The organism is Longispora urticae, from assembly GCF_053902585.1.
In genome coordinates, this window is the sequence record NZ_JAQZSH010000051.1 from 32932 (window position 1) to 56145 (window position 23214).

Consider the following 23214-nt stretch of genomic DNA (forward strand, 5'->3'; position numbering starts at 1 on the left):
CATGGCCGGCTCGCGTTCCATCCGCACGCCCAAGGACCTGTTCACCAACAAACTCATCGACGAGGACCAACTGCCGGCGATCACCGACGTGGCGCAGCGCTACGCCGTGAGCATCACGTCGGCGATGCAGGACCGGATCTTCGAGATGGACGACCCCGTGGCGCGGCAGTTCGTGCCGACCAGCGGGGAACTGCACGCCACCCCGGAGGAGCGCGCGGACCCGATCGGCGACGACCCGTTCACCCCGGTCAAGGGCATCACGCACCGGTACCCGGACCGGGTGCTCCTCAAGCCGGTCCTCGTCTGCCCGGTGTACTGCCGGTTCTGCTTCCGCCGCGAGGTCGTCGGCCCCGGGGACTCGATGCTGGGCGCCGAGCACCTGGCCGCCGCGCTCGACTACATCCGCGAGCACCCGGAGGTGTGGGAGGTCATCCTCACCGGCGGCGACCCGCTGATCATGTCGGCGGCCAGACTGCGGCCGATCCTGGAGGCGCTCGACGCCATCGAGCACGTCCGGGTGATCCGGTTCCACACCCGGGTGCCGGTCGTGGACCCGAAGAAGGTCACCGACGAGCTGGTGGCGGCGCTGACCCTGGACACGCCCGTCTGGGTGGTCGTGCACACCAACCACAGCCAGGAGATCGGCGACGACGCGCAGGTCGCGCTGCGCCGGCTCGTGCGGGCCGGCATCCCCCTGGTCAGCCAGACCGTGCTGCTCAAGGGGGTCAACGACACGCCCGAGGCCCTCGAGGACCTGTTCCGGACCCTGATCGTGAACCGGGTCAAGCCGTACTACCTGCACCACGGGGACCTGGCGATGGGTACCAGCCACTTCCGGACCACGATCGGCGAGGGCCAGGAACTGATGCGGCGGCTCCGGGGCCGGGTGTCCGGGATGTGCCAGCCGACGTACGTGCTCGACATTCCGGGCGGGCACGGGAAGGTGCCGATCGGGCCGGCGTACCTGGCCGGGGAGGGCGACGAGGCGCTGGTGACCGATCCGTGGGGCGTGCGGCACGCGTACCCGCCGGTCGTGGCCGGGGAGCAGGCGTGACCGGGCGGGCGCCGCGCACCATTCTGGCCAACGTCAACAGCGACACGATGGCCGAGAACCCGGGTCCGGCGTACCTGCGGGCGATGGCCGTCGTCACGCCCCGGATGCTGTGGGAGGCCGAACCGGGCGACTGCCTGGTCACCCTCGCGCCGTGCCCGCCCCGGTTCAAGGACTACGTCGCCGACGTCACCGGCCTCGACGTGCACCGGGTCGACCTCGTCGAACCGCCCGGGATCGCCACGGCGCACGCGCTGGACGTGGCCGCCGGGCAGGGCGCGACCGGCCGGATCACCGCCCGGCCCGACCTCGACGCGTTCGCCCTGGACCGGCCGGTGCTCGACTTCGTCCGGCGCACCGGGCTGCGGCTGCTGCCCTACGGCACGCCGCCCACCGACGCCACGCTCGCCGCCGTGCGGCTGGCCAACACGAAGCACGGGTTCCGCGCGGCGGCCGTGGCGCTCGGCCTGCCCGTCGCCCCGGGCGGGTACGCCGGGAACCTGCCGGACCTGGTGGACGGGCTGGTCGCGTTCCTGTCCGAGTACCCGGCGGCGATCGTCAAGACCGACCGCTCCTCCACCGGTTTCGGCAACCTGGTCATCGAGGCCGAACCGCGTGCCACCGTCGGGGACCGGATCCGCGCGGCCGTCGACGACCAGCCGGCCGGGGGCTGCGGCTGGGTGTACGAGGAGTACCTGCCGCTGTACTCCTCACCGAGCATCGAACTCCTCGCCCAGGACTCCGGCGTCACCGGCTACTACTCCTGCGACCAGCGCACCGTGCGCAACGCCTGGACCGGCATGGTCTCCCCGTCCCCCGCCGACCCGGCCGACCCGGAACTGCGCAAGGCCGCCGCGCTGTTCGGGGACTGGCTGCACGGCCAGGGGTACCGGGGCTGGTTCGACGTGGACTGCGGGGTGCACGCCGGGGGCTGGGTGCTCACCGAGGCCAACGTGCGGACCACGGGCGGCACGTACCTGGAGAAGCTCGCCCGAAGGTTGCGGCCCGGGGACAGTCCCGTGCACTGGCGGGCCGACGGTCGGTTCGGTCCCGACGGACCCGACTTCCCCGGGGCGGTGCGGCGGCTGGCGGCCGAGGGGCTCGGCGGGGACTCCCCGGAGGTGCGCGCCGTGCTCGTCACCGACACCCGGGACCTGGACCGCAAGTGGCGGTACCTGGTGGTGGGGGCGGACGCCGAGGTGGTCGCCGAGGCGGAGCGGGTCGTGGAGGGGGTGCTGGGGATCTGAGCGCCCGACCGACCCGTGCCGGGCTCGCGAACCGTGCCGGCCGCCGGCGCGGAGTGACCAACTGAGAGGACCCGAAACCGATGTCCACTGACGACCGACCGGGCGGACCCGCCACGGACGTGGCGACCCCGGACCGCCGACCGCCCGACGGCCTGCGGGTCACCGCCATGCTCCGCCGGCCGGCCGGGCTCCTGGCGCTGCTGGCCGCCTCGGCGATCTGGGGGCTGTGGATCACGGCGGAGAAGTACTCGCTGCGCGGTCTGCCCGTGATGACCGTCCTCGGGCTCTCCCTGGCCGGGTCGACCCTGCTGCTGTGGACCCTGCTGCTCCGCCGGGGCCACCGGCGCCCGCCCCGTCGCCAGCTCGGCCGGCTCGCCCTGCTCGGCCTGTTCGAACCCATGCTCGGGTACGGGGTGATCGGCCTCGGCCTCGCGCACATCGAGGCCGGGCAGGCATCCCTGCTGGCCGGCACCGAGGCGTGCTTCGTCGTGGCCCTCGCGGCCGTCCTCCGCCGCCGGCTGCCCACCGGGCGGGCCATCGCGGGCGTCCTGCTCGCCGCCGTCGGGGTGGCCGTGCTCGGCGGCGGCCCCAGCGCCATGGGCCTGACCCTCGGCGACGCGCTGGTCCTGCTCGGCTCGCTGTTCGCGGCCATCGGGAGCATCATCGCCGGCCGGGTCGTGCAGCACTCCGAACCGCTGGTCGCCACGTCCTACCAGTTCGGGTTCGGGCTGCTGTTCACGCTGCCCCTGATGGCCTGGGAGTGGTTCCTCGACGACACGGCGACCACGGCCGGCGCCCGGCCCGGACACTGGATCGTCGCGGCCGTCGTGTGCGGCGGCGGGCTCGGCACCGCGTTCCTGCTCTACAACTACGCGATCATCCGCACCCCGGTGACCCTGGCGGGGGTGTTCCTGAACGTGATCCCGCTGTTCGGCCTGGTGTTCGCGGTGCTGCTGCTCGGCGAGGGCGTCGCCGCCTGGCAACTGATCGGCGGCGCGATCATGATCGGCGGCATCTTCCTGTTCACCGAGTCGGACCTGGAGGAGTGAGTGCGGGCCGAGTTCCCGGTGCCCGGCCTCGCCGCGCCCGTGGAGATCCTCGTCGACGGGTACGGCGTGCCGCACCTGTACGCGGACAACGAGCCCGACCTGTTCTGCGCCCAGGGCTTCAACGCGGCCCGGGACCGGCTGTTCCAACTGGACCTGTGGCGGCGGCGCGGACTCGGACGGCTGGCGGAGGTGTTCGGCCCCGGGTACGTCGCCCGGGACCGCGCGGCGCGCCTGTTCCTGTACCGGGGGGACCTGCGCGCCGAGTGGCTGGCGTACGGGGACGGCGTCGAACGGACCGCGGCCGCGTTCGTGGCGGGAGTCAACGCGTACATCGCCCTGTGCGACCAGCGACCGGAGCTGCTGCCGGCGGAGTTCGACCGGCTCGGCTACCGGCCGGCGCCGTGGGAACCGACCGACATCGCGGTCATCCGTAGCCACGGCCTGTACGCCAACCTTGAGCAGGAGGTCGCCCGCGCCCGCACGCTGCGCGACTTCGGCCCCGGGGTCGAGGACCTGCGCCGCGCCCGGGAGCCGCACCGCGAGCTCGTCGTCCCCGAGGGGCTGGACCTGGCCGACATCCCCGACGACGTCCTCGACGTGTACCGCCTCGCCACCACCCGGCCGACCTTCGACGGCCCCGACCTGCCCCTGCCCCGGGTCGGGCCCGAGGGCAGCAACGCGTGGGTGGTGGGGAGCGGCCGGACCGCCACCGGTCGGCCGCTGCTCGCCAACGACCCGCACCGGGCCGTCGAGGTGCCCTCGCTGCGCTACCTCGCGCACCTGTCCGCGCCGGGATTCGACGTGATCGGGGCCGGCGAGCCCGCGCTGCCCGGCATCTCGATCGGACACAACGGACACCTCGCGTTCGGGCTGACCATCTTCGCCATCGACCAGGAGGACCTCTACGTCTACCGGACCAACCCCGACGCCCCCGACGAGTACCGCTACGCCGACCGGTGGGAGCCGATGCGGGTCACCCGGGAGCTGATCGGGGTCGCGGACGGCGCGCCGGTCGACGCCGAACTCCGGTTCACCCGGCACGGCCCCGTCATCCACGAGGACCGGACGAGGAACCTGGCCTTCGCGGTCCGCGCCGCGTGGCTCGAACCCGGCATGGCCCCCTACCTGGGCAGCCTCGCCTACCTGCGCGCCCGGGACGCCGACGCGTTCGTCGACGCCCTCGACCGGTGGGGCTCCCCCGGCGAGAACCAGGTGTACGCCACCCCCGGCGGCACCATCGGCTGGCGGCCCGCCGGGCTGGTCCCCGTCCGGCCGAACTGGGACGGCACCCTGCCCGTGCCCGGCGACGGCCGGTACGAGTGGGCCGGGTTCCGCGCGCCCGACCTGGCGGAGCGGGATCCCGCCCGGGACTGGATCGCCACCGCCAACGAGTGCAACGTGCCGGTGGGGTCCGCGGTGAGTTGTGAGTGGGAGCACCGGTTCCGGCACGACCGGATCGGGGAGGTGCTGGCGGGCGCGTCGGGGCTGACGGTCGCGGACTGCGTGCGGCTCCAGGCGGACACGGTGAACGTCACCGCCCGGCCGGTACTCGCGGCGCTGCGCCGGATCCGTGCCGCCACGCTGGTCGCGGCGCCGGCTCCCGACCTGGTGGCGCCTCCCCACCGGAGGCCGGGTCCGCTGCTTCCGTCGGCCCCCGGCGTGGTCGTCGCGACCGATCCGACGGGTACCGCTGAGCTGGTGTCCGCTCTGGAGCTGTTGGACGGCTGGGACTGCGACGAGACCCGGGACTCCGCCGCCGCGGCCTTCTACCAGGTGTGGGCGCGCCGCCACCTGCGGCCGGCACTGCTGCGGGACGCCCTGGCCGGGCTCGTCGGACCGGGCGCGGTCCAGGAGGCGCTGGACCGGTTGACCTGCGACGAGGTGCTCGGGTCCGACGTCCGCGCCGACCTGACGCACCTCGCCGGGTTGGACGCCGACCGGCCCGTGCTCGAAGGCCTGCTGTCCCGGACCCTCGTGGACGCGTGGGCCGACGCGGCGGCGCTGCTCGGCGGCGATCCGACCCGGTGGCGGTGGGGCGCGCTGCACCGGGCCGCCCCCGCGCACCCGCTGTCCGGGTGGCTCGGGCCGGACTGGGCGCCGCTGCCCGTCCGGGAACGGGGCGGCAGCGGCGACACCGTGATGTGCGCCGACTACGACCCGGCGTTCCGGCAGACCGACGGGGCCACGTTCCGGATCGTCGTCGACGTGGGCGACTGGGACGGGTCGCGGGCGATGAACGCGCCGGGGCAGTCCGGGCGGCCCGGTGACCGGCACTTCGACGACCTGTACCCGGCGTGGGCGGCGGACGGCAGCTTCCCGTTGTACTACAGCCGGGCCGCGGTGGAGGCGCACACCGTCAGCCGGTACCTCCTGGTGCCGCCCGGCTGAGTTCCTCGACCGCCGCGCGCACCGCCACGACCAGCGCGTCGTCCTCGGCGCAGGCGCCGTCCCGGAGCACCCCGGAGGTCACGACCCGTTCGTCGCGGTCGGCCAGCTCCGCGAGCCCCGGCACCGCCTCCGCCGCACCCCACCGGACCAGCAGGTCCAGGGCGGGACGCCACCCGAACCCGGATGCCACCACGGCGACCAGCGGGTCCACCAGGCCGGACCGGTCGCCGGTCAGGGCGTGGATCGCCCCGGCCGCCCCGGTCGCCGCCCAGCGGTCGTCCAGGAGGGCCCGCAGGTCGTCGAGCACCCCGGGGTCGCCGATCTCGCCGGCCAGCGTCGCGGCCAGCCCCGCCGGCCGCTCCCCCGCCCGGATCACCGCGACCACGGTCGGCAGGACGCGGGCGGCGTCGCCCGTGGTCCGGTACACGTGCCGGGCGACGGCGACCTGGGCCTCGCGGCCGGGGAAACTGACATCGGCGACACCGTTGAGCAGGCCGAGCACGGCCGGGGGCAGCGGCCCGGCGTCCAGGTCCTGCCACAGCCCGACGGCGCCGGCCGTGTCCTGGTCGCGGGCGAACAGGTCGGCGGCCACCGCCCTGGCCACGGTCGGGTCGCCGCTGGCCCGCCAGTGCGCCCGGGCGGCCGCGACCCTGCTGTACGGGTTGGCCTCGACCGCCACCGAGGCCAGGGCGGCCACGGCCTCCGGACCGCCGAACGTGACCAGCACGTCCGCCGCCAGCACCCCGGCGAGGGGCGCGACGGCGAGGACCTCCGGCAGGGCGGGGGACGCGGCGGTCCCCCAGGACGCGAGGAGGTCGCACCAGCCGGCGCGTTCGTTGTTGGGCACCAGGGGGGTGTCCGCGAGCAGGGCGAGGCGGGCGCGGACCCGGGCCAGCAGGTCGGCGGAGAACGGCAGTCCCGCCTCGGCGAGCAGCCCTGGCAGCTCCATCGGGATCCGGCCCCGGTCGAGCGCCGCCCGGACCAGGTCGCCGAGCGCCGGGTGCCCGGTCGTGGCCAGCAGGCACAACGCCGCCTCGGAGGGGTCCTTCGGCACGAGGCGCTGTTCCGGGTCGGGCGGGCCGGGTGGGCGGGCCGCCACCGCGTACAGGGCGTCGGCGACCCGGTGCGCGCCGCCGACGATGCGCACGACCGTGACGGCGCGCCGCCGGACGTCGGGGTCGTCGTCGGTCAGCGCGGCGGCCATCGCGGGCACGAGCAGGGGCGGGGCCGACCGGTACGCCCGGCACAGCTTCTCGGCCATCGAGCCGCCGGCGGCCCGGGCGGCCGGGTTCGGGCTGGCCAGCAGGCCGAGGGCCACGGGCACGGCGCGGGTGCCGAGGATCTCGGTCAGGTCGTCGAGGGGGCGGTGCGACCAGGGCCAGTCGGCCAGCGGGCCGTCCTCGTCGGCCGCCGTCCACGCGTCGACCACGGCGGCGGTGGCCAGCGGATCCCAGCCCAGGTCGAGGACCGCCCGCGCGTACCCGGCGGCGGCGCGGACCGCCGGGGGCTCCGGGTCGGCGCAGGCGGCCGTGACCGCCGCGCCGGCCGGGTCGAGCCGGGCGAGGGCCAGCAGGAGCGAGGCGCGGGCCGTCGGGTGCTCCTCCCGCGCGTACGCCTCCGCCACGGGGTCGCGGGCCTCCGCCGGCCCGTGGCCCACGGCGAACGCGGCCGAGGCGCGCACGTCCGGGTCCGGGTCGGACAGCAGGGGCAGCAGCACGAGGGCCGCGGCGGTGACCGCCTCCCGGGTCGCGAGCACGATCTCGTCGTCGTACAGCATCGCGGCCGACGCGCCGGCCGTGCCCACGAACGCGGCGAGCGCGGCCCGGACCTTGACCCGGGGTTCGAGGGCCAGGGCGGCGACCTGCCGCACGGCCGGGGCGGTGGCCGAGTAGAGGCTGCCCTGGTGCAGGACGCTGGCGTGCAGGTTCTGGACGCCCCGGTGCGCGCGGTCCCTGCGGGGCTGGGCGGCGGCGCGCAGCATCGCGGGCACGTCGCGGGCGTTGCCGTAGGCGTGGTCGAGGGACGGCCAGGGGATGTCGTCGGTTCCGGTCACGCCGCACAGACTACGACCGCCCACCGACAGAACCACGACCACGACGGGTACGCCAGCCCACGGCCCCACCCGGGCGACGCCCCACCGCGCGCGGCCGGGGGCGGCGCTACCGGACCGGCGCTCCCCCGAGGTGCTCGCCGAGCAGCCACAACGGCAGCGGCCCCTCGTCCAGCACCGCCTCGTGGAAGGTCAGCGCGTCGGTCGTCCCGCGCAGTTCCCGCAGGTACCAGTGCCCCAGGTGGTAGCCGAGGGCCTGCCCGGGGTCGTCGACCGCGTACCGGACCAGTTCCGTCCCGATCTCCACCTCGGACAGGAAACCGGTCCCGCGCAGGTACGCCCCGGCGCGCTCGAACGTCCAGCCCAGCGCGTTGAGTCCGGTGTCCACGACGAGCCGCGCCGCGTGGAACCGCTCCGCGCACAGCCGCCCGTACCGGTCCACCGGGTCCTCGTAGAGCCCCCAGTCGTAGCCCAGGCCGGCGGCGTACTCGGCCCAGCCCTCGCAGTACCCCCCGATGGCGAATGTCCTCTGCGCGGAGAACTCGCGCCGCAGCGGGTGCAGGCGGTCGTTCTCCAGTTGGCGGCCGATCTGGAGGTGGTGGCCGGGCAGGGCCTCGTGCAGGATCAGGCTGGCCGCCTGCACCATGGGCCGGTTGGGCAGGTCGGAGCCGTTGTAGTAGTAGTACCCGCAGCCGTCGGCGCCGGGCACGTCGTAGTACCCCCACGTCATGTCGGCCTCCAGCGACGGGTCGAGCCGCTTCAGCCGGAACGGCGCGGCGGGCAGCTTCGCGAACTGCCCGGCGAGCATCGGCAGCACCCGGTCCAGGTGCCCCTGGAGCCGCCGCTCCACCTCGGCCGGGTCGGCCGCGAAGGTCCCCGGGTCCGCGTTGAGCCGGGCCCGGTGCGCGGCCTCGTCGGTGATGCCGAGTTCGTCGCCGATCCTGGCGGTCAGGCGGTCCACCTCGGACAGACCGATCTCGTGCACCCGTTCGGCGGTGAGGTCCAGGCCGGTGTGCAGCCGGATCAGCCCGGCGTAGCACTCGTCGCCGCCCGGGTAGTGATGCATGCCGCCCTCGGCGGGGCCGGCGGCGGCGTGCTCCGTGATGTCCGCGATCAGGGCGTCGAAGGCGGCGCCGAGCCGGTGCAGCGCGGCGGCGGGGGCGGGCAGGCGGGCTCCGGCGGCCGCGTGGCCGCGCATCGTGTCCAGCGCCGGGCCGACCGCCGACCGGGGCAGGTGCACGCCCCGGGCGCGTTGTCCGGCGAGGGTCGCGCGGAGCTGCTCGACCGCGCCGATGTGCGAGTCGAACAGGGTGCGGAGGCGCTCGGGCCCGTCGGGGGCGGCGAGGTCCACGCCGGTCATGCTGGTGCGCTGGTCGGCGAGGGCCATCGCGCTGTACGCGGTGACCGGGAACCGGTACCAGAACCGCTCCGTCTCGGCGACTTCGTGTTCGAGGTGGTCGCGGAGGAAGGCGGCCGTCAGCCGGTCGGCGTCCGCGACGGGGACCGTGTCGAGGCGGGCGAGGGTGGCCTCGGCGGTCGCGGCCTGGCGGTGCACGGCCTCCGGGCCGCCGTCGGGCAGGACGGTGACCTCGCGCCCGGCGCGTTCGGCCGCCCACGGGTCCCGGGCCAGGATGCCGTCCCACACCTCGTCGGCCAGATTCTGAAGATCCACGGCCGCAGTCTAGATCAACTTCCCGGGCCCCGCTGGGCGCCGCCCACGAGGCAGGTCCCGCACGACCGGTTCGGGTACCTCACGGCGCCCGGGACCCGTGGGGCGCCCCCGGCGGAGGCGCCCCACCGACGTCACGCGGGCACCAGCCCCCAGACCGTCTCGTCGCTGGAGCCGCCCAGGAACGGCCGGTGCTCCAGGATCGAGGCCGTGCCGTTGTCCACCTCGCGCACGGCCAGCCCGCTGGCCCGGTTCACCAGGCCGTACCGGGTGTCGGCGGTGCGGACCAGGGTCCACTGCTGGCTGGTGGCCGTCCCGCACGTCCACTGTTCGAGGAGCGCGCCGGCCGCCGTGCCGCCGGAGACCGGCCGCAGGCACAGGTTGCTGTTGACGTTCACGATCCGCCAGTACCCGCCGGTGACGGCGACGAGCTTCCACTTCTGGCTGGCGACGTTCTGCCGGGCCAGGTGGGTGACCTGCGCGCCCGGGGAGGTCGAGCCGCCGACGACGGCCGCGCTGTCCCCGTTGGCCGCGCTGGTCAGGTGGTAGTTGGTCGCCGGCTGCGGACCGGGGTCGGCGATCTCGTTCAGGGTCCACTGCTGGTTGGCCGCCCCGGTGTAGGGCTGCTGGACGAGGGACGCCGGGTACGCGCCGCCGTCGGTGACCGCGTACCCCGTCAGGTAGTTGAAGATCGCCACCTTGCCGTTGCCGACCGGCCGGAACGCCCACCGCATGCCGTTCTGACCGTTGCAGTTGTACTGGATGATGTGCGTCCCCGGCGCCGTCCCGCTGTAGGCGCTGTCGGCGCACAGCTGGCTGTTGGCGTTGACGAGTTGCAGGCCGGAGTCGTAGCCCAGGACCCACTTCTGGCTCGCGGAGTCGACCCGGGTCCGGTGGCTGAGTTCGACCAGGCCGCCGGTTCCCGCGCCCACGACCTCGATGGCCTCGCCGTGGACGGCGCCGGTGATGACGTAGGTCCTCCCACCCTGGGCGTGGCCGTCGTTGTTGTCGGGCGTGTTCGCCTTGATCAGGAAGGCGCTGTTGGCGACGTTCCAGTGCGTGGCCAGCCAACTGCCGGGGGTCGGGTTGGTGCTGTAGTAGTCGTCGTGGCCGCAGTCCATCAGGCGGTCGCCGTCGCGCTGCGGGCAGTCGAAGGACTGGGTGTCGCCGTAGCACATCAGGTCCCACTCCTGGGAGCAGTGCCCGCCGCCCTGGTGGTGCGGGGCGCCGGTCAGGACCGCGCCGAGCATGTGGCCCAGTTCGTGGGCGGTGGCGTTGACGCCCCAGCACGGCACGGCGATCTCCGAGTAGTGCCGGCCGTTGTTGAACGCGTTGGCCGGGCCCGGCTGGTCGTCGTTGTCGCCCCACGTGCCGCCGCAGGTGCCGGCGTTGTCGGAGAACATCAGGTAGTCGCGGTCGGCGTTGAAGTAGCCGGCGTCGATCGCCCGGTCCCGGATCGCGCCGGACGTGTACGTGCCGTCGGGCACCACGAGGTTGCCGACCGTGAGCTGGCAGCCCGCGCCGGCCGTGGTGACGTACCGGACGTGCCGGCTGCCGCCGGTCTGCGCGGCGCTGTCGTTGTACGCGTCGTCGACCCCGGCCGCGTAGGCCTGCAACGAGGGCACGACCGCCGCGTACCGGTCGGGCTGGCCGGCCTCGCGGACGTAGAGCACCTCGATCCGCTTGCCGGTGACCCCGTCGCCCTCGCAGACCACCGGGTTGGCGGCGATCTGGGCGTGCGCGACGGCGGGGGCGAGCGGGGCGACGGGGGTGGCGCCGGGCGGCAGCGGTTCGGCGAAGAAGGGGGCGGCGGACCAGCCGTCGGCACCCTGGGTCGGGGCGGGGGAACCAGGCGCGGCGGTCGCGCCGGCTCCCGGGAACAGGACGAGAGCGGACACGGCGAGCCCGACAAGGGCGGTGCGCGTACTCATCGAATGGTTTGCCTTCCTCTGGATAGGACAGTCCTGGTTGGACGTTAATCTGAGGAAAGTTAACTGTCGGCGGGGAAGTGGTGGAGATCACCGAAAACGTTCGTGGCCGGCCAGGTTCCCCCGGCCGGCCACGAACCTGTGGGAACGGACCCTAGCTGGGCTCGTAGCCCAGGTTCGGGCGCAGCCAGCGCTCCACCTCCGCCAGGTCCTGCCCCCGGCGGGCCGCGTAGTCCGCGGTCTGGTCGCGGCCGAGCCGGCCGACCGTGAAGTACTTCGCGTCCGGGTGGGCGAAGATCAGGCCGCTGACGCTGGCCGCCGGGGTCATCGCGAACGACTCCGTCAGCGCCATGCCCAGGTCCGCCGCGCCGAGCAGGTCGAACAGGTCCCGCTTCTCGCTGTGGTCGGGGCTGGCCGGGTAGCCGAGCGCCGGCCGGATGCCCCGGAACCGTTCGGCGTGCAGGTCGGCGAGCTCCGGCTGCGCGTCGGGCTCGAACCAGTCGCGGCGCGCCTTGAGGTGGATGTACTCCGCGAACGCCTCGGCGAGCCGGTCGGCCAGCGCCTTGACCATGATGGCCCGGTAGTCGTCGTTCTGCGCCTCGTACCGGGCGGCCAGCTCCTCCGCGCCGTGGATGGCGACCGCGAACCCGCCGAGGTGGTCGCCGGCGGGGGCGATGTAGTCGGCGAGGCTGCGGTTGGGCCGGCCGGCGGGCTTGGCGGTCTGCTGGCGCAGCATCGGGAAGTCCGGGCCGCCGTCGAGGACGATGTCGTCGCCGTCGGAGTGCGCCGGCCAGTACCCGTACGCGCCCTTCGCGGTGAAGGAGCCCTCGGCGATGATCTGGTCGAGGAGGGCGTTGGCCTCGTCGAACAGCTCGCGGGCCTCGGGGCGTTCCAGGATCGCCGGGTACTTGCCCTTGAGCTCCCACGCCAGGAACAGGAACGTCCAGTCGATCATCGCCCGCAGCTCGTCCAGGTGCGGCTCGACGACCCGCAGGCCGGTGAAGGCGGGCGTCGGCAGGTCGCCGAAGTCGACGACCTGCCGGTTGGCCCGGGCCTTCTCCAGGCTCAGCAGCGGGGTCTGCTGCCGGTTGGCGTGCTGTTCGCGGAGGCGCTCCTGCTCGGCCCGGTTCTCGGTGTCGAGGACCTCGGCCCGTTCCTCGTTCATCAGGTCGGACACGACGCCGACGACCCGGGAGGCGTCGAGGACGTGCACCGTGGCGCCGTCGTAGGCCGGGGCGATCCGGACGGCGGTGTGCTGCCGGGAGGTGGTGGCACCGCCCACGAGCAGGGGGAGCTTGAGCCCCCGACGCTGCATCTCGGCGGCGACGGTGACCATCTCGTCCAGGGACGGGGTGATCAGGCCGGACAGCCCGATCGCGTCGGCGTGCTCGGCCACGGCGGTGTCGAGGATGACGGACGCCGGCACCATCACACCGAGGTCGATCACCTCGTAGTTGTTGCAGCCCAGGACCACGCCGACGATGTTCTTGCCGATGTCGTGCACGTCGCCCTTGACCGTGGCCATCACGACCTTGCCCTGGCCGCGCCCCGTGTCGGCCCGGCCGGCGAGCCGGTCGGCCTCCCGCTCGGCCTCCATGAACGGCTCCAGGTAGGCGACCGAACGCTTCATCACCCGCGCGCTCTTCACCACCTGGGGCAGGAACATCTTGCCGGCGCCGAACAGGTCGCCGACGACCTTCATGCCGTCCATCAGCGGGCCCTCGATGACCTCCAGGGGGCGGGCGGCCGTGAGCCGGGCCTCCTCCGTGTCGTCCTCGATGAAGTCGACGATGCCGTGCACCAGCGCGTAGGACAGCCGCTCGGCCACCGGGGCCTCACGCCAGGACAGATCCACCACCCGACGGGTACCGGAGCCCTTCACGTTCTCCGCGAAGGCCACCAGCCGGTCGGTGGCGTCCTCGCGCCGGTCGAACAGCACGTCCTCGACGAGTTCGAGCAGGTCGGCGGGGATGTCCTGGTACACGGCGAGCTGGCCGGCGTTGACGATGCCCATGTCGAGGCCGAGCTGGACGCCGTGGAACAGGAACGCCGAGTGCATGGCCTCGCGGACGATGTCGTTACCCCGGAAGGAGAACGACAGGTTCGAGATGCCGCCGCTGATGTGCGCGCCCGGGCAGCGCTCCTTGATCAGGGGCAGGGCGTCGAGGAAGTTCTTCGCGTACCCGTTGTGCTCGCTGATCCCGGTGGCCACGGCCAGCACGTTCGGGTCGAAGATGATGTCGGCGGCCGGGAAGCCGATCCCGGTCAGCAGGTCGTACGCACGGCCGCAGATGGACACCTTGCGTTCGGTGGTGTCGGCCTGGCCCTGCTCGTCGAAGGCCATCACGACCACGCCGGCCCCGTACGACAGGATCGTGCGGGCCTGGGCCAGGAACTGCTCCTCGCCCTCCTTGAGGCTGATCGAGTTGACCACACCCTTGCCCTGCACGCACTTGAGGCCGGCCTCCAGCACGCTCCACCGCGAACTGTCGATCATGACCGGGATGCGGGCGACCTCGGGCTCGGTCGCGATCAGGTTCAGGAACGTGGTCATCGCCGTGACGCTGTCGAGCAGGTCGGCGTCCATGTTCACGTCGAGCATGTTCGCGCCGCCGCGGACCTGCTCCAGGGCCACGTCCACGGCCTTCTGGTGGTCACCGGACTCGATCAGCCGGCGGAACCTCGCCGAACCGGTCACGTTCGTCCGCTCGCCGATCATGACGAAGCCGGTGTCCGGGCCGATCGAGAACGGCTCCAGCCCGCTGAACCGGGTCGCCGGGGTCAGCTCCGGCACGACCCGGGGCGGCTGGCCGGCCGCGGCGGCCGCGATCAGCGCGATGTGCGCCGGGCTGGTGCCGCAGCACCCGCCGACCGCGTTGACCAGGCCCGAGGAGATGAACTCGGCCAGCAGCCCGGACGTCTCCTCCGGGGTCTCGTCGTAGCCGCCGAACGCGTTGGGCAGGCCGGCGTTCGGGTGGCAGGCGACGTGCGTGCCGGCGAGCCGGGACAGCTCGGCCACATGCGGGCGCAGCTGCTCGGCGCCCATCGAACAGTTCACCCCGACGACCAGCGGCTCGGCCTGCTCGATCGAGGCCCAGAACGCCTCCACGGTCTGCCCGGACAGCGTCCGGCCGCTCAGGTCCACGATCGCCACCGAGATCCACAGCGGCAGGTGCGGGGCGGCCTCGCGGGCGGCTGCGATGGCGGCCTTCGCGTTCAGGGTGTCGAAGATGGTCTCGATCAGCAGCAGGTCCACCCCGCCGTCGGCCAGGGCCCGGATCTGCTCGGCGTAGGAGTCGCGCACCTCGTCGAAGGTCACCGCGCGGTACGCCGGGTCCTCCACCTTGGGCGACAGCGACAGCGTGACGTTCAGCGGCCCGACGGAACCGGCGACGAACTTCCCGCCCGCCTCGTCCGCCGCCTGCCGGGCCAGCTGGGCCCCGCGCAGGTTCATGTCGCGGACCAGGTGCTGGAGGCCGTAGTCGGCCTGGCCGATGCTGGTGGCCGTGAACGTGTTCGTGGTGGTGATGTCCGCGCCGGCCGCCAGGTACTGCCGGTGCACGTCCAGGATCACGTCCGGCCGGGTGAGGTTCAGCAGGTCAGGGTCACCGGTGACGTCGTGGGTGTGGGCGGGCAGCAGCTCGCCGCGGTAGTCCGCCGGGGTCAGCCCCGCGCCCTGCAGCATCGTGCCCCAGGCGCCGTCGAGCACGGCCACCCGCTGGTCGAGCAGGTCGCGTAGTGCCTGCTCACGGCCGGTCACAGTCCTGTCCAACAGTCCACCTCCCAGGTAGGGAGGCGCCCTTGGAGATCCGGACCGGCCGAGCGTGGCGGACTCTCGTCCGTCGCAGCGCCTCTCGACCTGGCAACTGACGCTACCCGTCGAGCGCCGCCGCCGCCACCGGATCCCACGGCGTGGCGCGACTCCCCCGGCCGGCGGCTAGGACGGCGGGGCCGCGTCGGTCTCACAGTAGGCCCGCAGATCGGTGCCGAGGGCGTGGCCCCAGGCGGTGTTGCAGAACGGGAACCAGCGGGCGGCGCGGGTCCAGCCGGCGTGCTCGAACCGCAGGACAGTGACCTGCGCGCCGGTGATCAGCGGCGCGAGGAGCGGACCGACGTCGCCCCGTCGCACGGTGGTCAGCGCGAACACCAGCCGGTGGCCGAGCCACTCCGACGCCGGGTTGCCCGGTTCGGTGAAGTCCGACAGGCACCGCCACTCCAGGCGCTGGTCGGGCACCAGGTCGGTGACCCGCATCCGCAGCGGCGCGCCGAGCCCGTGGTCGAACTCCGTGACCGAACCGACCGTCGGATCGGCCCGCACCGCCCGGCCCCACCAGGCGTCCAGGCCGGCGGTGGTCGTCAGCGCGGCGAACACCGTCGGCCGGTCGGCGTTGATCCACACCTCGTGGCGGATCGCGTCCATCCCTGCCTCCTGTCACCCAGACCGAAATGTACCGCCGGACAACCCAGAAATACCCGACATTCCATGGGTACCCATCGAGGGTTCCGTCTTTCGCCCTTCAATCTAGGCATTGACAAGTTGGGGTGGCGGCCGGCATCTTTGCAGTGTCAAGTTTGGCACTCCGGAGGGTTCCCCATGGTTCCGCTGCTCGTTCTCGTGTTCCCGGCGAACGTGCACGCGGCGCTGCGAGCGCCGGCCGACCCGGGACGGCGCGGGCGTCGGGCACCGAGTGCGTCTCCGTCGACCGTGAGCGCCGTAGGCGGTGTCTCCCGGGCGCCACAGCGCACCGCGCGCTCGAACACCGGCGGGCGGAAGGCGTACCCGTCGCAGGGGTCGGGTCTTAAGGGTTGGGCAACGTTGGGGGGTCGGGAGGTCGGCGGTGCGTTAAGCGTGGTTGCCCCGTGGCGGGTGACACCTTACGTTTCGGGCTCACCCGGCCGGCCGGGCCGGACCCGCGGGCGCGGCACGTGCGCCGGGGTGACCGTCAGGACCGAGTACCAGCCCGACGGGGGCCTGCCCGGAGTGCGCCGGGCAGGCCCCGCTCACTCGACCCTCGGGTGCACCTCGGGGTGCGCGGCCCACCACGGCCCGTACGTCGGGCTGGCCACCGCGTGCTCCGTGTACGCGCGGGCCACCGCCAGGTAGACCCGTTCCGCGTCCTGTTCGGCGATCCGGGACCGCCGCCACCCGAACACCAGCCGGCCGCGCTGCGGATCCCCGGCCAGCCGACGGACCACGACCCCCGCGTGGCTCGGTGCCCCCGGTTCGACCAGGCGCACCGCGTGCCCGGCCGCGATCAGCTGGATGCCCCCGCCGTCCGGCGCGTCGTACCGGACCCGGGGGTCGAAGCCCGCCCGCCGGCACGCCGCGCGCAACGACGCCAGCGAACCGTCCTCCGACCCGGGCGGCGAGATCCACGCCTCCTCCGCCAGGTCCGCCAGCTCGATCTCCGGTCGGTCGGCGAGCCGGTGGCCCTCGGCCAGCGCGACGAAGATCGGCACCCGGGGCACCAGCGCGCGCTGCGCCAGCTCCGGCGCGAACGGCACGTCGTGGTCGTCCATCATCAGCACCACCGCCGCGTCCAGCCGGTCGTGCGCGAGCGCCTGGGCCAGGGTGACGGCCGAGGAGTCCACCTTCAGCGTGATGGTCGTACCGGGCAGGGCCGCCGTCACCCGCGCCAGCAGGGTGCCCAGGCAGGCCATCGTCGCCGAGCCCAGGCGCAGGGTGCTCGTGGCCCGGTCGCCGTCCGGCTGTTCGTACAGGAAGCCGTCGAGGTCGGCGAGGGTCAGGCGCGCGCGGCGGAGGGCCTGCTCGCCCAGCGGGGTGGGGCGCACACCGGTCCGGCCGCGGAGGAACAACGTACCCCCGAAGGATCTCTCGATTCTCTGCAGCAGGGTGCTCAGCGCCGGCTGGGAGATGCCCAGCCGGGTCGCCGCGCGCGAGACGCTGCCCGCGTCGGCGAGCGCGCAGATCGCCCGCAGGTGCCGGACCTCCAGATCCATAACACAAGGCTATACCGAATGTGATGGCTGGCCGCGACCGAAGGATGTGAACCTACTGGTGATCGACAGCGGCGGATCCGAGGGAACAGCGCGATGGCGGACATCCTGATCATTGACGAGAACACCGCCGACCGCCGGGTCACCGCGGCGGGGCTGGCCGCCCTCGGGCACCGGGTCGAGGACCTGCCGTTGCGCCGGGTCGGGTCGGCGCTGTCGGACCTGTCCCGCGACACCCACGACCGGCCCGACGTGCTGGTCCTCGACCCCTACGCGCCCGACGTGGACGGCCTGCTGCTCCTGCGCCTCCTCCGGCTGGGCGCCCGGCGGCCGGTGGTCGTGACCGCCGCCGGCCGGACCGACGCCGAGATCGCCCGGGCGCTCGACGCGGGGGCCGACAGCTACGCCGCCAAGCCGTGCACCCCGGAACTCCTCGACGCCCAGGTCACCGCGATCCTGCGCCGGGTACCGGGGCCCACCCCGTCGGCCGCCCGGGTCGTGGGCCAGCTGCGGCTGGACACCGGCGCCCGGGAGGTCACCCTGCGCGGCGAGACGGTCCGGCTCACCCCGTCCGAGTTCGACCTGCTGGCCTGTCTCAGCGACCGGCCCGGGCGGGAGCTGTCCCGGGCCGCGCTCGTCGCCCGGCTGTGGCCCGGCCGGCCGGCCACCGCCCCCCGGTCCGTCGACTTCCTGCTGTCCCGGCTCCGCGCCAAGCTCGGCGAGACGGCCCAGCACCCCCGCTACCTGCACAGCAGCCGCAGCAAGGGCGTCGTCCTGCGCGCACCGCGGCACTGAGGACGCGCGCGGCACCCGGGCTGCACGCGCCGCGGCACCGAGGGCTCACGGCAGGGTGAGGATCACCGGCCCGGCCTCGGTGATCGCGACCGTGTGCTCCCAGTGCGCCGCCCGGCTGCCGTCCAGGGTGGCCACCGTCCAGCCGTCGTCCAGGGTCCGGTGGTCGTCGCCGCCGCCCTCGATCAGCATCGGCTCGATGGCCAGGACCAGTCCGGCGCGCAGCGGCATGCCCCGCCCGGGCCGGCCCTCGTTCGGCACGTCCGGAGCCTCGTGCATCTTCCAGCCGATCCCGTGGCCGCCCATGCCGTCGGCCTGGCCGTAGCCGGCGGCGCGGGCCACCCGCTGCACGGCGTGGGAGATGTCGCCGAGCCGGTTCCCGGGGCGGGCCTGGGCGATGCCGGCCGCCAGGGCCTCGGCCGTGGTCCGCGACAGCCGCTCGGCGGCCTCGTCCACCGCGCCGACCGCCACGGTGACCGCCGCGTCGCCGTGCAGGCCGTCGACGTACGCGCCGCAGTCGACGGACAGCAGGTCGCCCTCGCGGAGCACCCGGCCGTCCGGGATGCCGTGCACGACCACGTCGTTGACGGACAGGCACAGCACTCCGGGGTACGGGGTCGGGGCCCACGCCGGCCGGTACCCCCGGAACGAGGAGCCGGCCCCGAGGCTGGAAATCAGGTCGGCGGCCAGCGCGTCGAGCTCCAGGAGCGTCGTCCCGGGGCGGGCCGCGTCGGCGACGGCCGCCAGGGTGCGGGCCACCACCCGGCCCGCCTCGCGCATCGTGGCCAGCTCGTTCTCAGTCTTCAGGGTCACCATGGTTGAAGATTATAATACTAGGATTACAATCACCCACATGGTGCGTACCCCGTTGACAGCAGAGGAACATCAGCGCGGCCAGGCCCTGGGCCGCGCGCTCCAGGTCGCCCGGGCCGGGCGCAGCGCCGCCGAGATCGCGATGGCAGCCGGCATCTCCCTGGACACCCTGCGCAAGATCGAGCGGGGCGCCATCGCGACGCCCGCGTTCTTCACCGTCGCCGCCCTCGCCGAGGTGCTCGGCCTGGACCTGCGCACCCTGGCCGCCGTCACCGCGCCCGGGGGGCAGCGGGCGGCCTGAGCCGCGCCCGGTCCGCGCGGCATAGCATCGGGGCATGCCCAAGAAACCCCTGGCTCGTCCGGTTTCCTCGGTTCTGGGGCTCAACGCGCTGTCCCAGACCGGCCTCGACGAACTCCTGCAGGAACTGCTGAGCCGGGTCGGGGACGTGATGACCAGCCGGGAACGGCTCCGGTCCCTGCTCGACGCCGTCGTCGGGATCGGTACCGACCTGGAGCTGCGGGCCACCCTCGAACGGATCACCCAGGCGGCGTGCGAGCTGACCGACGCCGAGTACGGGGCCCTCGGGGTGATCGGGCCCGACCGCACGCTCGTCGAGTTCATCACCCACGGCATGGACCCGGCGACGCACGCCCTGATCGGCGACCTGCCGTCCGGGCACGGGGTGCTGGGACTGCTGATCGAGGACCCGCGCCCGATCCGGCTGCCCGACATCGCCGCGCACCCCCGCGCGTACGGCTTCCCGGCCGGGCATCCGCCCATGCACACGTTCCTCGGGGTGCCGGTCCGGATCCGGGACACGGTCTACGGCAACCTGTACCTGTCCGAGAAGCGCGGCGGCGGGCCGTTCACCGACGACGACGAGGAGATCATGGTCGCGCTGGCCGTGGCGGCGGGGGCGGCGATCGACAACGCCCGGCTGTACGCGCAGTCCCGCCGGCGGCAGCGCTGGCTGGAGGCGACCACCGAGACCAGCGCCGTGATCCTCAGCGACACCGACCGCGCCGACGCGCTGCGCCTGGTCGCCGCCCGGGCCCGCGAGGTCGCCGAGGCGCACCTGACGATGATCCTGCTCTACGACCCCGACGGCGGCCGGTTGGTGGTGGAGGTGGCCGACGGCGGCCCCGGCGCGGCCCTGGAGGGCTTCGCGGTGCCGGCCGACCACGGCGAGATCTCCACGATGATCGCCGGCCGGCACCTGGCCGTCGTGGAGGACCTCGGCCGGGCGGCCACCTGGCCGGTGCCGGTGTCGACCGGTACGGCCCTGCTGGTGCCCCTGGTCGCCGACGACACCCTGCTCGGCGTCCTGGCCGTCGCGTACGAACCGGGCGGGGTCGCCTTCGCCGGGGGCCCCGATGTGGCGCTGGTCGAGACGTTCGCCGGCCAGGCCGCGCTCGCCCTGGTCCGGGCCCGGGCCCGCGACGAGAGCGGGCTGCTGGCGGTGCTGGGCGACCGCGAGCGCATCGCCCGGGACCTGCACGACGTCGTGATCCAGCGCCTGTTCGCCGCCGGCATGCAGTTGCAGAGCGCCGCCCGGTTGGCGGACCGGCCCGAGGTCGCCGACCGGATCGACGCCGTGGTGGACGACCTCGACGGCACGATCCGCGACATCCGGGGCGCCATCTTCGAACTGCGCGCCCCGGCGGCCGCGGACCTGCGGACCCGGGTGCGCGACCTGGTGGAGGAGGCCGGCACCACGTTGGGACTGCGGCCCACGTTGACCCTCGACGGCCCCGTGGACAGCGCCGTGCCGGACAAGATACGTCCCGACCTGCTGGCCGTGCTGCGCGAGGCGCTGTCCAACGTCGCCCGGCACGCGCGGGCCGGGCGGGTCGCGGTGACCCTACGCGTCGCGCCGGACGGGCTCACCCTGACCGTCGTCGACGACGGGGTGGGCGGGGCGGTGCCGCGCGGTGGGCTGCTGAACCTCGCCGAACGGGCCGAGGGGCTCGGCGGCGGGTTCGAGGTGGCCGACGTCGAGCCGACGGGTACCCGGCTGACGTGGTGGGTGCCGGTGCGCGGCGGCTGAACCGGTCCCGTACCCGTCAGGGGGTGGTTCCGCCCCGGTCCCCGAGGAGGTGAGGCCGGCGAGGGCGTCGGGGGCGCCGACGCCGTGCCGGATCCGGTCCAGGACCCGGGCGGTGACCGCCGGATCCAGCAGCGACTGGCCGGCGGCGACCCGGCGGGCGGCGTCCACCAGGTCGGTGCCCCGGATCTGTTGGAGCACGTAGCCCGCCGCCCCGGCCATGATGGCGGCGAACAGCGCCTCGTCGTCCTCGTAGGAGGTGGGGATCAGCGCCTGGATCGCCGGGTCCACCGACCGCACCGCCCGGCACACCTCGACCCCGTCGCCGTCGGGCAACCGGGCGTCGAGGACCACGACGTGCGGCCTGAGCGCGGGAATCCGGCTCGTCGCCTCCACGGCCGAACCGGACTCCCCCACGACCTCGGTGTCACCGGCGTGCCGAAGGTCCCGAACCGGGCAGGTCACCCGGCACGGGGCCCCCGTCAGCGCAGCCAGGGCAGCCGGGCCACCAACGGCAGCCGCGACCACCGGCCGCCCAGGCCCCAGGTGTCGCCGGCCCGGGTGAGGGCCAGGAGCACGAGCAGCCCGGCGTAGACCAGGTGGTCGTCCATGAACGGGTTGCTCGCCGGCGGCAGGACGGCCGTCCACATCATGACCATGAGCAGGGCACCGGCGACCGCCGCGACCCGCAGGCCGATCCCCGCGATCAGCGCGACCCCCACGCCGGCCAGGCCCGCCATGAACGCGACATCGGCGAACGCGGTACCGGCGATGGAGTGGTAGAAGTCCGCGAACGGGCCCTTGGCGGAGTTCTTCAGGAACCCCAGGGTCGGGTGGCCGCCGTTGATCCACGCCGCCGGGGCCTTGGTGGCGTACCCGAGGCCGAACAGCTTGTCGAGGAACGCCCACAGGAACACCCAGCCGAGGGCGAGGCGCAGGCCGGCGAGGACGTACCGGACGGCGGGGGCGCGTTCCGGGCTGGAAGCGGCGGAGCGGATGGCCCTGTCTTGCCGGGTGATGGTGCTCATGTCGGATCCCTTCGAGTCGTCCCGCCCAGCTTCCGGCCGCGCACCCGTCCGGGGACAGGGCCGGTGGGACCGGGCCGGCCGGGACCTTCGGCACTGTTCGGCCCGGCCCGGACGCCGCAGGGTGAGGGGTAGCCGACGCGGGATCCCGTGGACAGCACGCCAGGCACTGGAAGGCGGAAGCCATGTCCATCCACTTCACCGACACCGACCCGGCACAGCGGGCCCGGGCGGGCTTCAGCGCCCTCGGCCAGGCCGTGCTGACGGCGCTGCGCGCCCCGTCGGTGTTCAACACCCAGCCCTGGCGGTGGGACCTGCACGACGGGGTCGCCGACCTGCGCGCCGACGTGGGCCGCCGGCTGCCCGGCCTGGACCCCGACAGCCGGCTGCTGGTCGTCAGCTGCGGCACGGCACTGCACCACGCCGTCGTCGCCCTGACCGCCGCCGGTCACACGGTGGCCGTGCGCCGGGGTCCCGACCCGCACCAGCCGGACCTGCTCGCCCGCCTCGAACCCACCGGCCACCGGCCGCCCGCTGCCATGGACCTGCGGCTCGCCCAGGCCATCGGGGTCCGGCGGACCGACCGGAGGCCCTTCACCGCCCTCCCGGTGCCCGACCAGACGGTGGACGCGCTCCGCGCGGCGGCCGAACGGCACGGCGCGCATCTGCAGTTCCTCCGCGACGAGCAGGTCGTCGAGCTGACCGTGGCCGCCCAGCACGCCTCCGACGCCGAGGTCACCGATCCGGCCTACCGGGCCGAACTCGGCGCCTGGACCCGGGGCCGGCCGCCGGGCGGCGCGGACGGCGTCCCGGCCGAGGCCGCGGTGGCCACCGTGCCCCGCCGGGTGGCGGTCCGCGACTTCGCCCTCGACGGCGACGCGGCGCTGCCGGCGGGCACCGGGGCCGACGCCGGCACCCGGTACGCGCTGCTGTTCACCGACGCCGACACCCCCGCCGACTGGCTCACGGCCGGCGAGGCGATGTCCGCGGTCCTGCTCACCGCCGTGTGCGCCGGCCTGTCCGCCTCGCCCATGAGCGATGTCACCGAGGTCGCGGCGGTCCGGGAGGACCTGCGGCACCGGATGCTGTCCGGGCTCGGCTGGCCCGTGCTCGCACTGCGGTTCGGGGTCGTCGAACGGCCCGGCGCCGTGCCGCGCAGCCCCCGTCGACCGTCCGGAGAGGACTCGACATGACCGCCC

Annotated in this window: 16 protein-coding genes and 1 pseudogene; 8 read left to right on the forward strand and 9 right to left on the reverse strand. The window is 74.3% G+C overall.

All coding sequences use genetic code 11. The annotated features are described in order from the left end of the window. Position 1: 1 nt before the first annotated feature. The 4 genes from PT931_RS33955 (at position 2) to PT931_RS33970 (ending at position 5735) form a co-directional block, all read left to right on the forward strand. On the forward strand, positions 2 to 1054 hold the full coding sequence (locus PT931_RS33955) for a lysine-2,3-aminomutase-like protein (RefSeq protein WP_456249814.1): 1053 nt from the start codon (positions 2 to 4) through the stop codon (positions 1052 to 1054). Next, positions 1051 to 2298, forward strand: coding sequence for a preATP grasp domain-containing protein (locus PT931_RS33960; protein WP_456249815.1), 1248 nt, complete (start codon positions 1051 to 1053; stop codon positions 2296 to 2298). The genes PT931_RS33955 and PT931_RS33960 overlap by 4 nt, the downstream gene beginning before the upstream one ends. Positions 2299 to 2378: 80 nt before the next feature. Continuing rightward, positions 2379 to 3347: a DMT family transporter gene (locus tag PT931_RS33965; protein ID WP_456249816.1), complete on the forward strand. Its 969-nt coding sequence runs from the start codon at positions 2379 to 2381 to the stop codon at positions 3345 to 3347. Continuing rightward, a complete protein-coding gene (locus tag PT931_RS33970) occupies positions 3348 to 5735 on the forward strand; it encodes a penicillin acylase family protein (protein WP_456249817.1) in 2388 nt (795 codons plus the stop codon). Here the strand turns inward: PT931_RS33970 and PT931_RS33975 are convergent. From PT931_RS33975 to PT931_RS34000, 6 genes are all read right to left on the reverse strand, one after another. Then, positions 5704 to 7788 (reverse strand): HEAT repeat domain-containing protein, encoded by a 2085-nt coding sequence (locus tag PT931_RS33975; RefSeq protein ID WP_456249818.1) that lies wholly within the window; start codon positions 7786 to 7788, stop codon positions 5704 to 5706. The two genes, PT931_RS33970 and PT931_RS33975, sit on opposite strands and share 32 nt — an antisense overlap. Positions 7789 to 7894: 106 nt before the next feature. Next, positions 7895 to 9457, reverse strand: a complete 1563-nt coding sequence (locus tag PT931_RS33980) for a DUF885 domain-containing protein (RefSeq protein WP_456249819.1) — start codon at positions 9455 to 9457, stop codon at positions 7895 to 7897. A gap of 131 nt (positions 9458 to 9588) precedes the next feature. Beyond that, on the reverse strand, positions 9589 to 11385 hold the full coding sequence (locus tag PT931_RS33985; protein WP_456249820.1) for an RICIN domain-containing protein: 1797 nt from the start codon (positions 11383 to 11385) through the stop codon (positions 9589 to 9591). A gap of 151 nt (positions 11386 to 11536) precedes the next feature. Beyond that, on the reverse strand, positions 11537 to 15154 hold the full coding sequence (metH, locus tag PT931_RS33990) for a methionine synthase (RefSeq protein WP_456249821.1): 3618 nt from the start codon (positions 15152 to 15154) through the stop codon (positions 11537 to 11539). A 165-nt stretch (positions 15155 to 15319) separates the two neighbouring features. Beyond that, positions 15320 to 15802 (reverse strand): SRPBCC family protein, encoded by a 483-nt coding sequence (locus PT931_RS33995; RefSeq protein ID WP_456249822.1) that lies wholly within the window; start codon positions 15800 to 15802, stop codon positions 15320 to 15322. Between the two features lie 581 nt (positions 15803 to 16383). Continuing rightward, positions 16384 to 17343, reverse strand: coding sequence for a LysR family transcriptional regulator (locus PT931_RS34000; RefSeq protein ID WP_456249823.1), 960 nt, complete (start codon positions 17341 to 17343; stop codon positions 16384 to 16386). A gap of 93 nt (positions 17344 to 17436) precedes the next feature. Between PT931_RS34000 and PT931_RS34005 the strand changes: the two genes are divergently transcribed. After that, positions 17437 to 18135 carry a response regulator transcription factor gene (locus PT931_RS34005; protein ID WP_456249824.1) on the forward strand — a complete coding sequence of 233 codons (699 nt, stop codon included), beginning with the start codon at positions 17437 to 17439 and terminating at the stop codon, positions 18133 to 18135. A 45-nt stretch (positions 18136 to 18180) separates the two neighbouring features. Here PT931_RS34005 and map read toward each other — a convergent pair whose 3' ends face one another. After that, positions 18181 to 18948, reverse strand: a complete 768-nt coding sequence (map, locus tag PT931_RS34010) for a type I methionyl aminopeptidase (protein WP_456249825.1) — start codon at positions 18946 to 18948, stop codon at positions 18181 to 18183. Positions 18949 to 18985: 37 nt separating this feature from the next. On the opposite strand from map, the gene PT931_RS34015 reads away from it, so the two are divergent. After that, positions 18986 to 19246 (forward strand): helix-turn-helix domain-containing protein, encoded by a 261-nt coding sequence (locus tag PT931_RS34015; protein ID WP_456249826.1) that lies wholly within the window; start codon positions 18986 to 18988, stop codon positions 19244 to 19246. 34 nt (positions 19247 to 19280) lie between these two features. Then, positions 19281 to 20993, forward strand: a complete 1713-nt coding sequence (locus tag PT931_RS34020) for a GAF domain-containing protein (protein WP_456249827.1) — start codon at positions 19281 to 19283, stop codon at positions 20991 to 20993. A 48-nt stretch (positions 20994 to 21041) separates the two neighbouring features. Here the strand turns inward: PT931_RS34020 and PT931_RS34025 are convergent. Both PT931_RS34025 and PT931_RS34030 read right to left on the reverse strand, forming a co-directional pair. After that, positions 21042 to 21455 (reverse strand): annotated as a pseudogene (locus PT931_RS34025) (response regulator); the annotation flags it as partial. Positions 21456 to 21472: 17 nt separating this feature from the next. Continuing rightward, complete coding sequence (locus PT931_RS34030) at positions 21473 to 22018, reverse strand: hypothetical protein (protein WP_456249828.1); 546 nt, start codon at positions 22016 to 22018, stop codon at positions 21473 to 21475. 182 nt (positions 22019 to 22200) lie between these two features. Between PT931_RS34030 and PT931_RS34035 the strand changes: the two genes are divergently transcribed. Further along, positions 22201 to 23208, forward strand: coding sequence for an Acg family FMN-binding oxidoreductase (locus PT931_RS34035; protein ID WP_456249829.1), 1008 nt, complete (start codon positions 22201 to 22203; stop codon positions 23206 to 23208). Positions 23209 to 23214 lie beyond the last annotated feature (6 nt).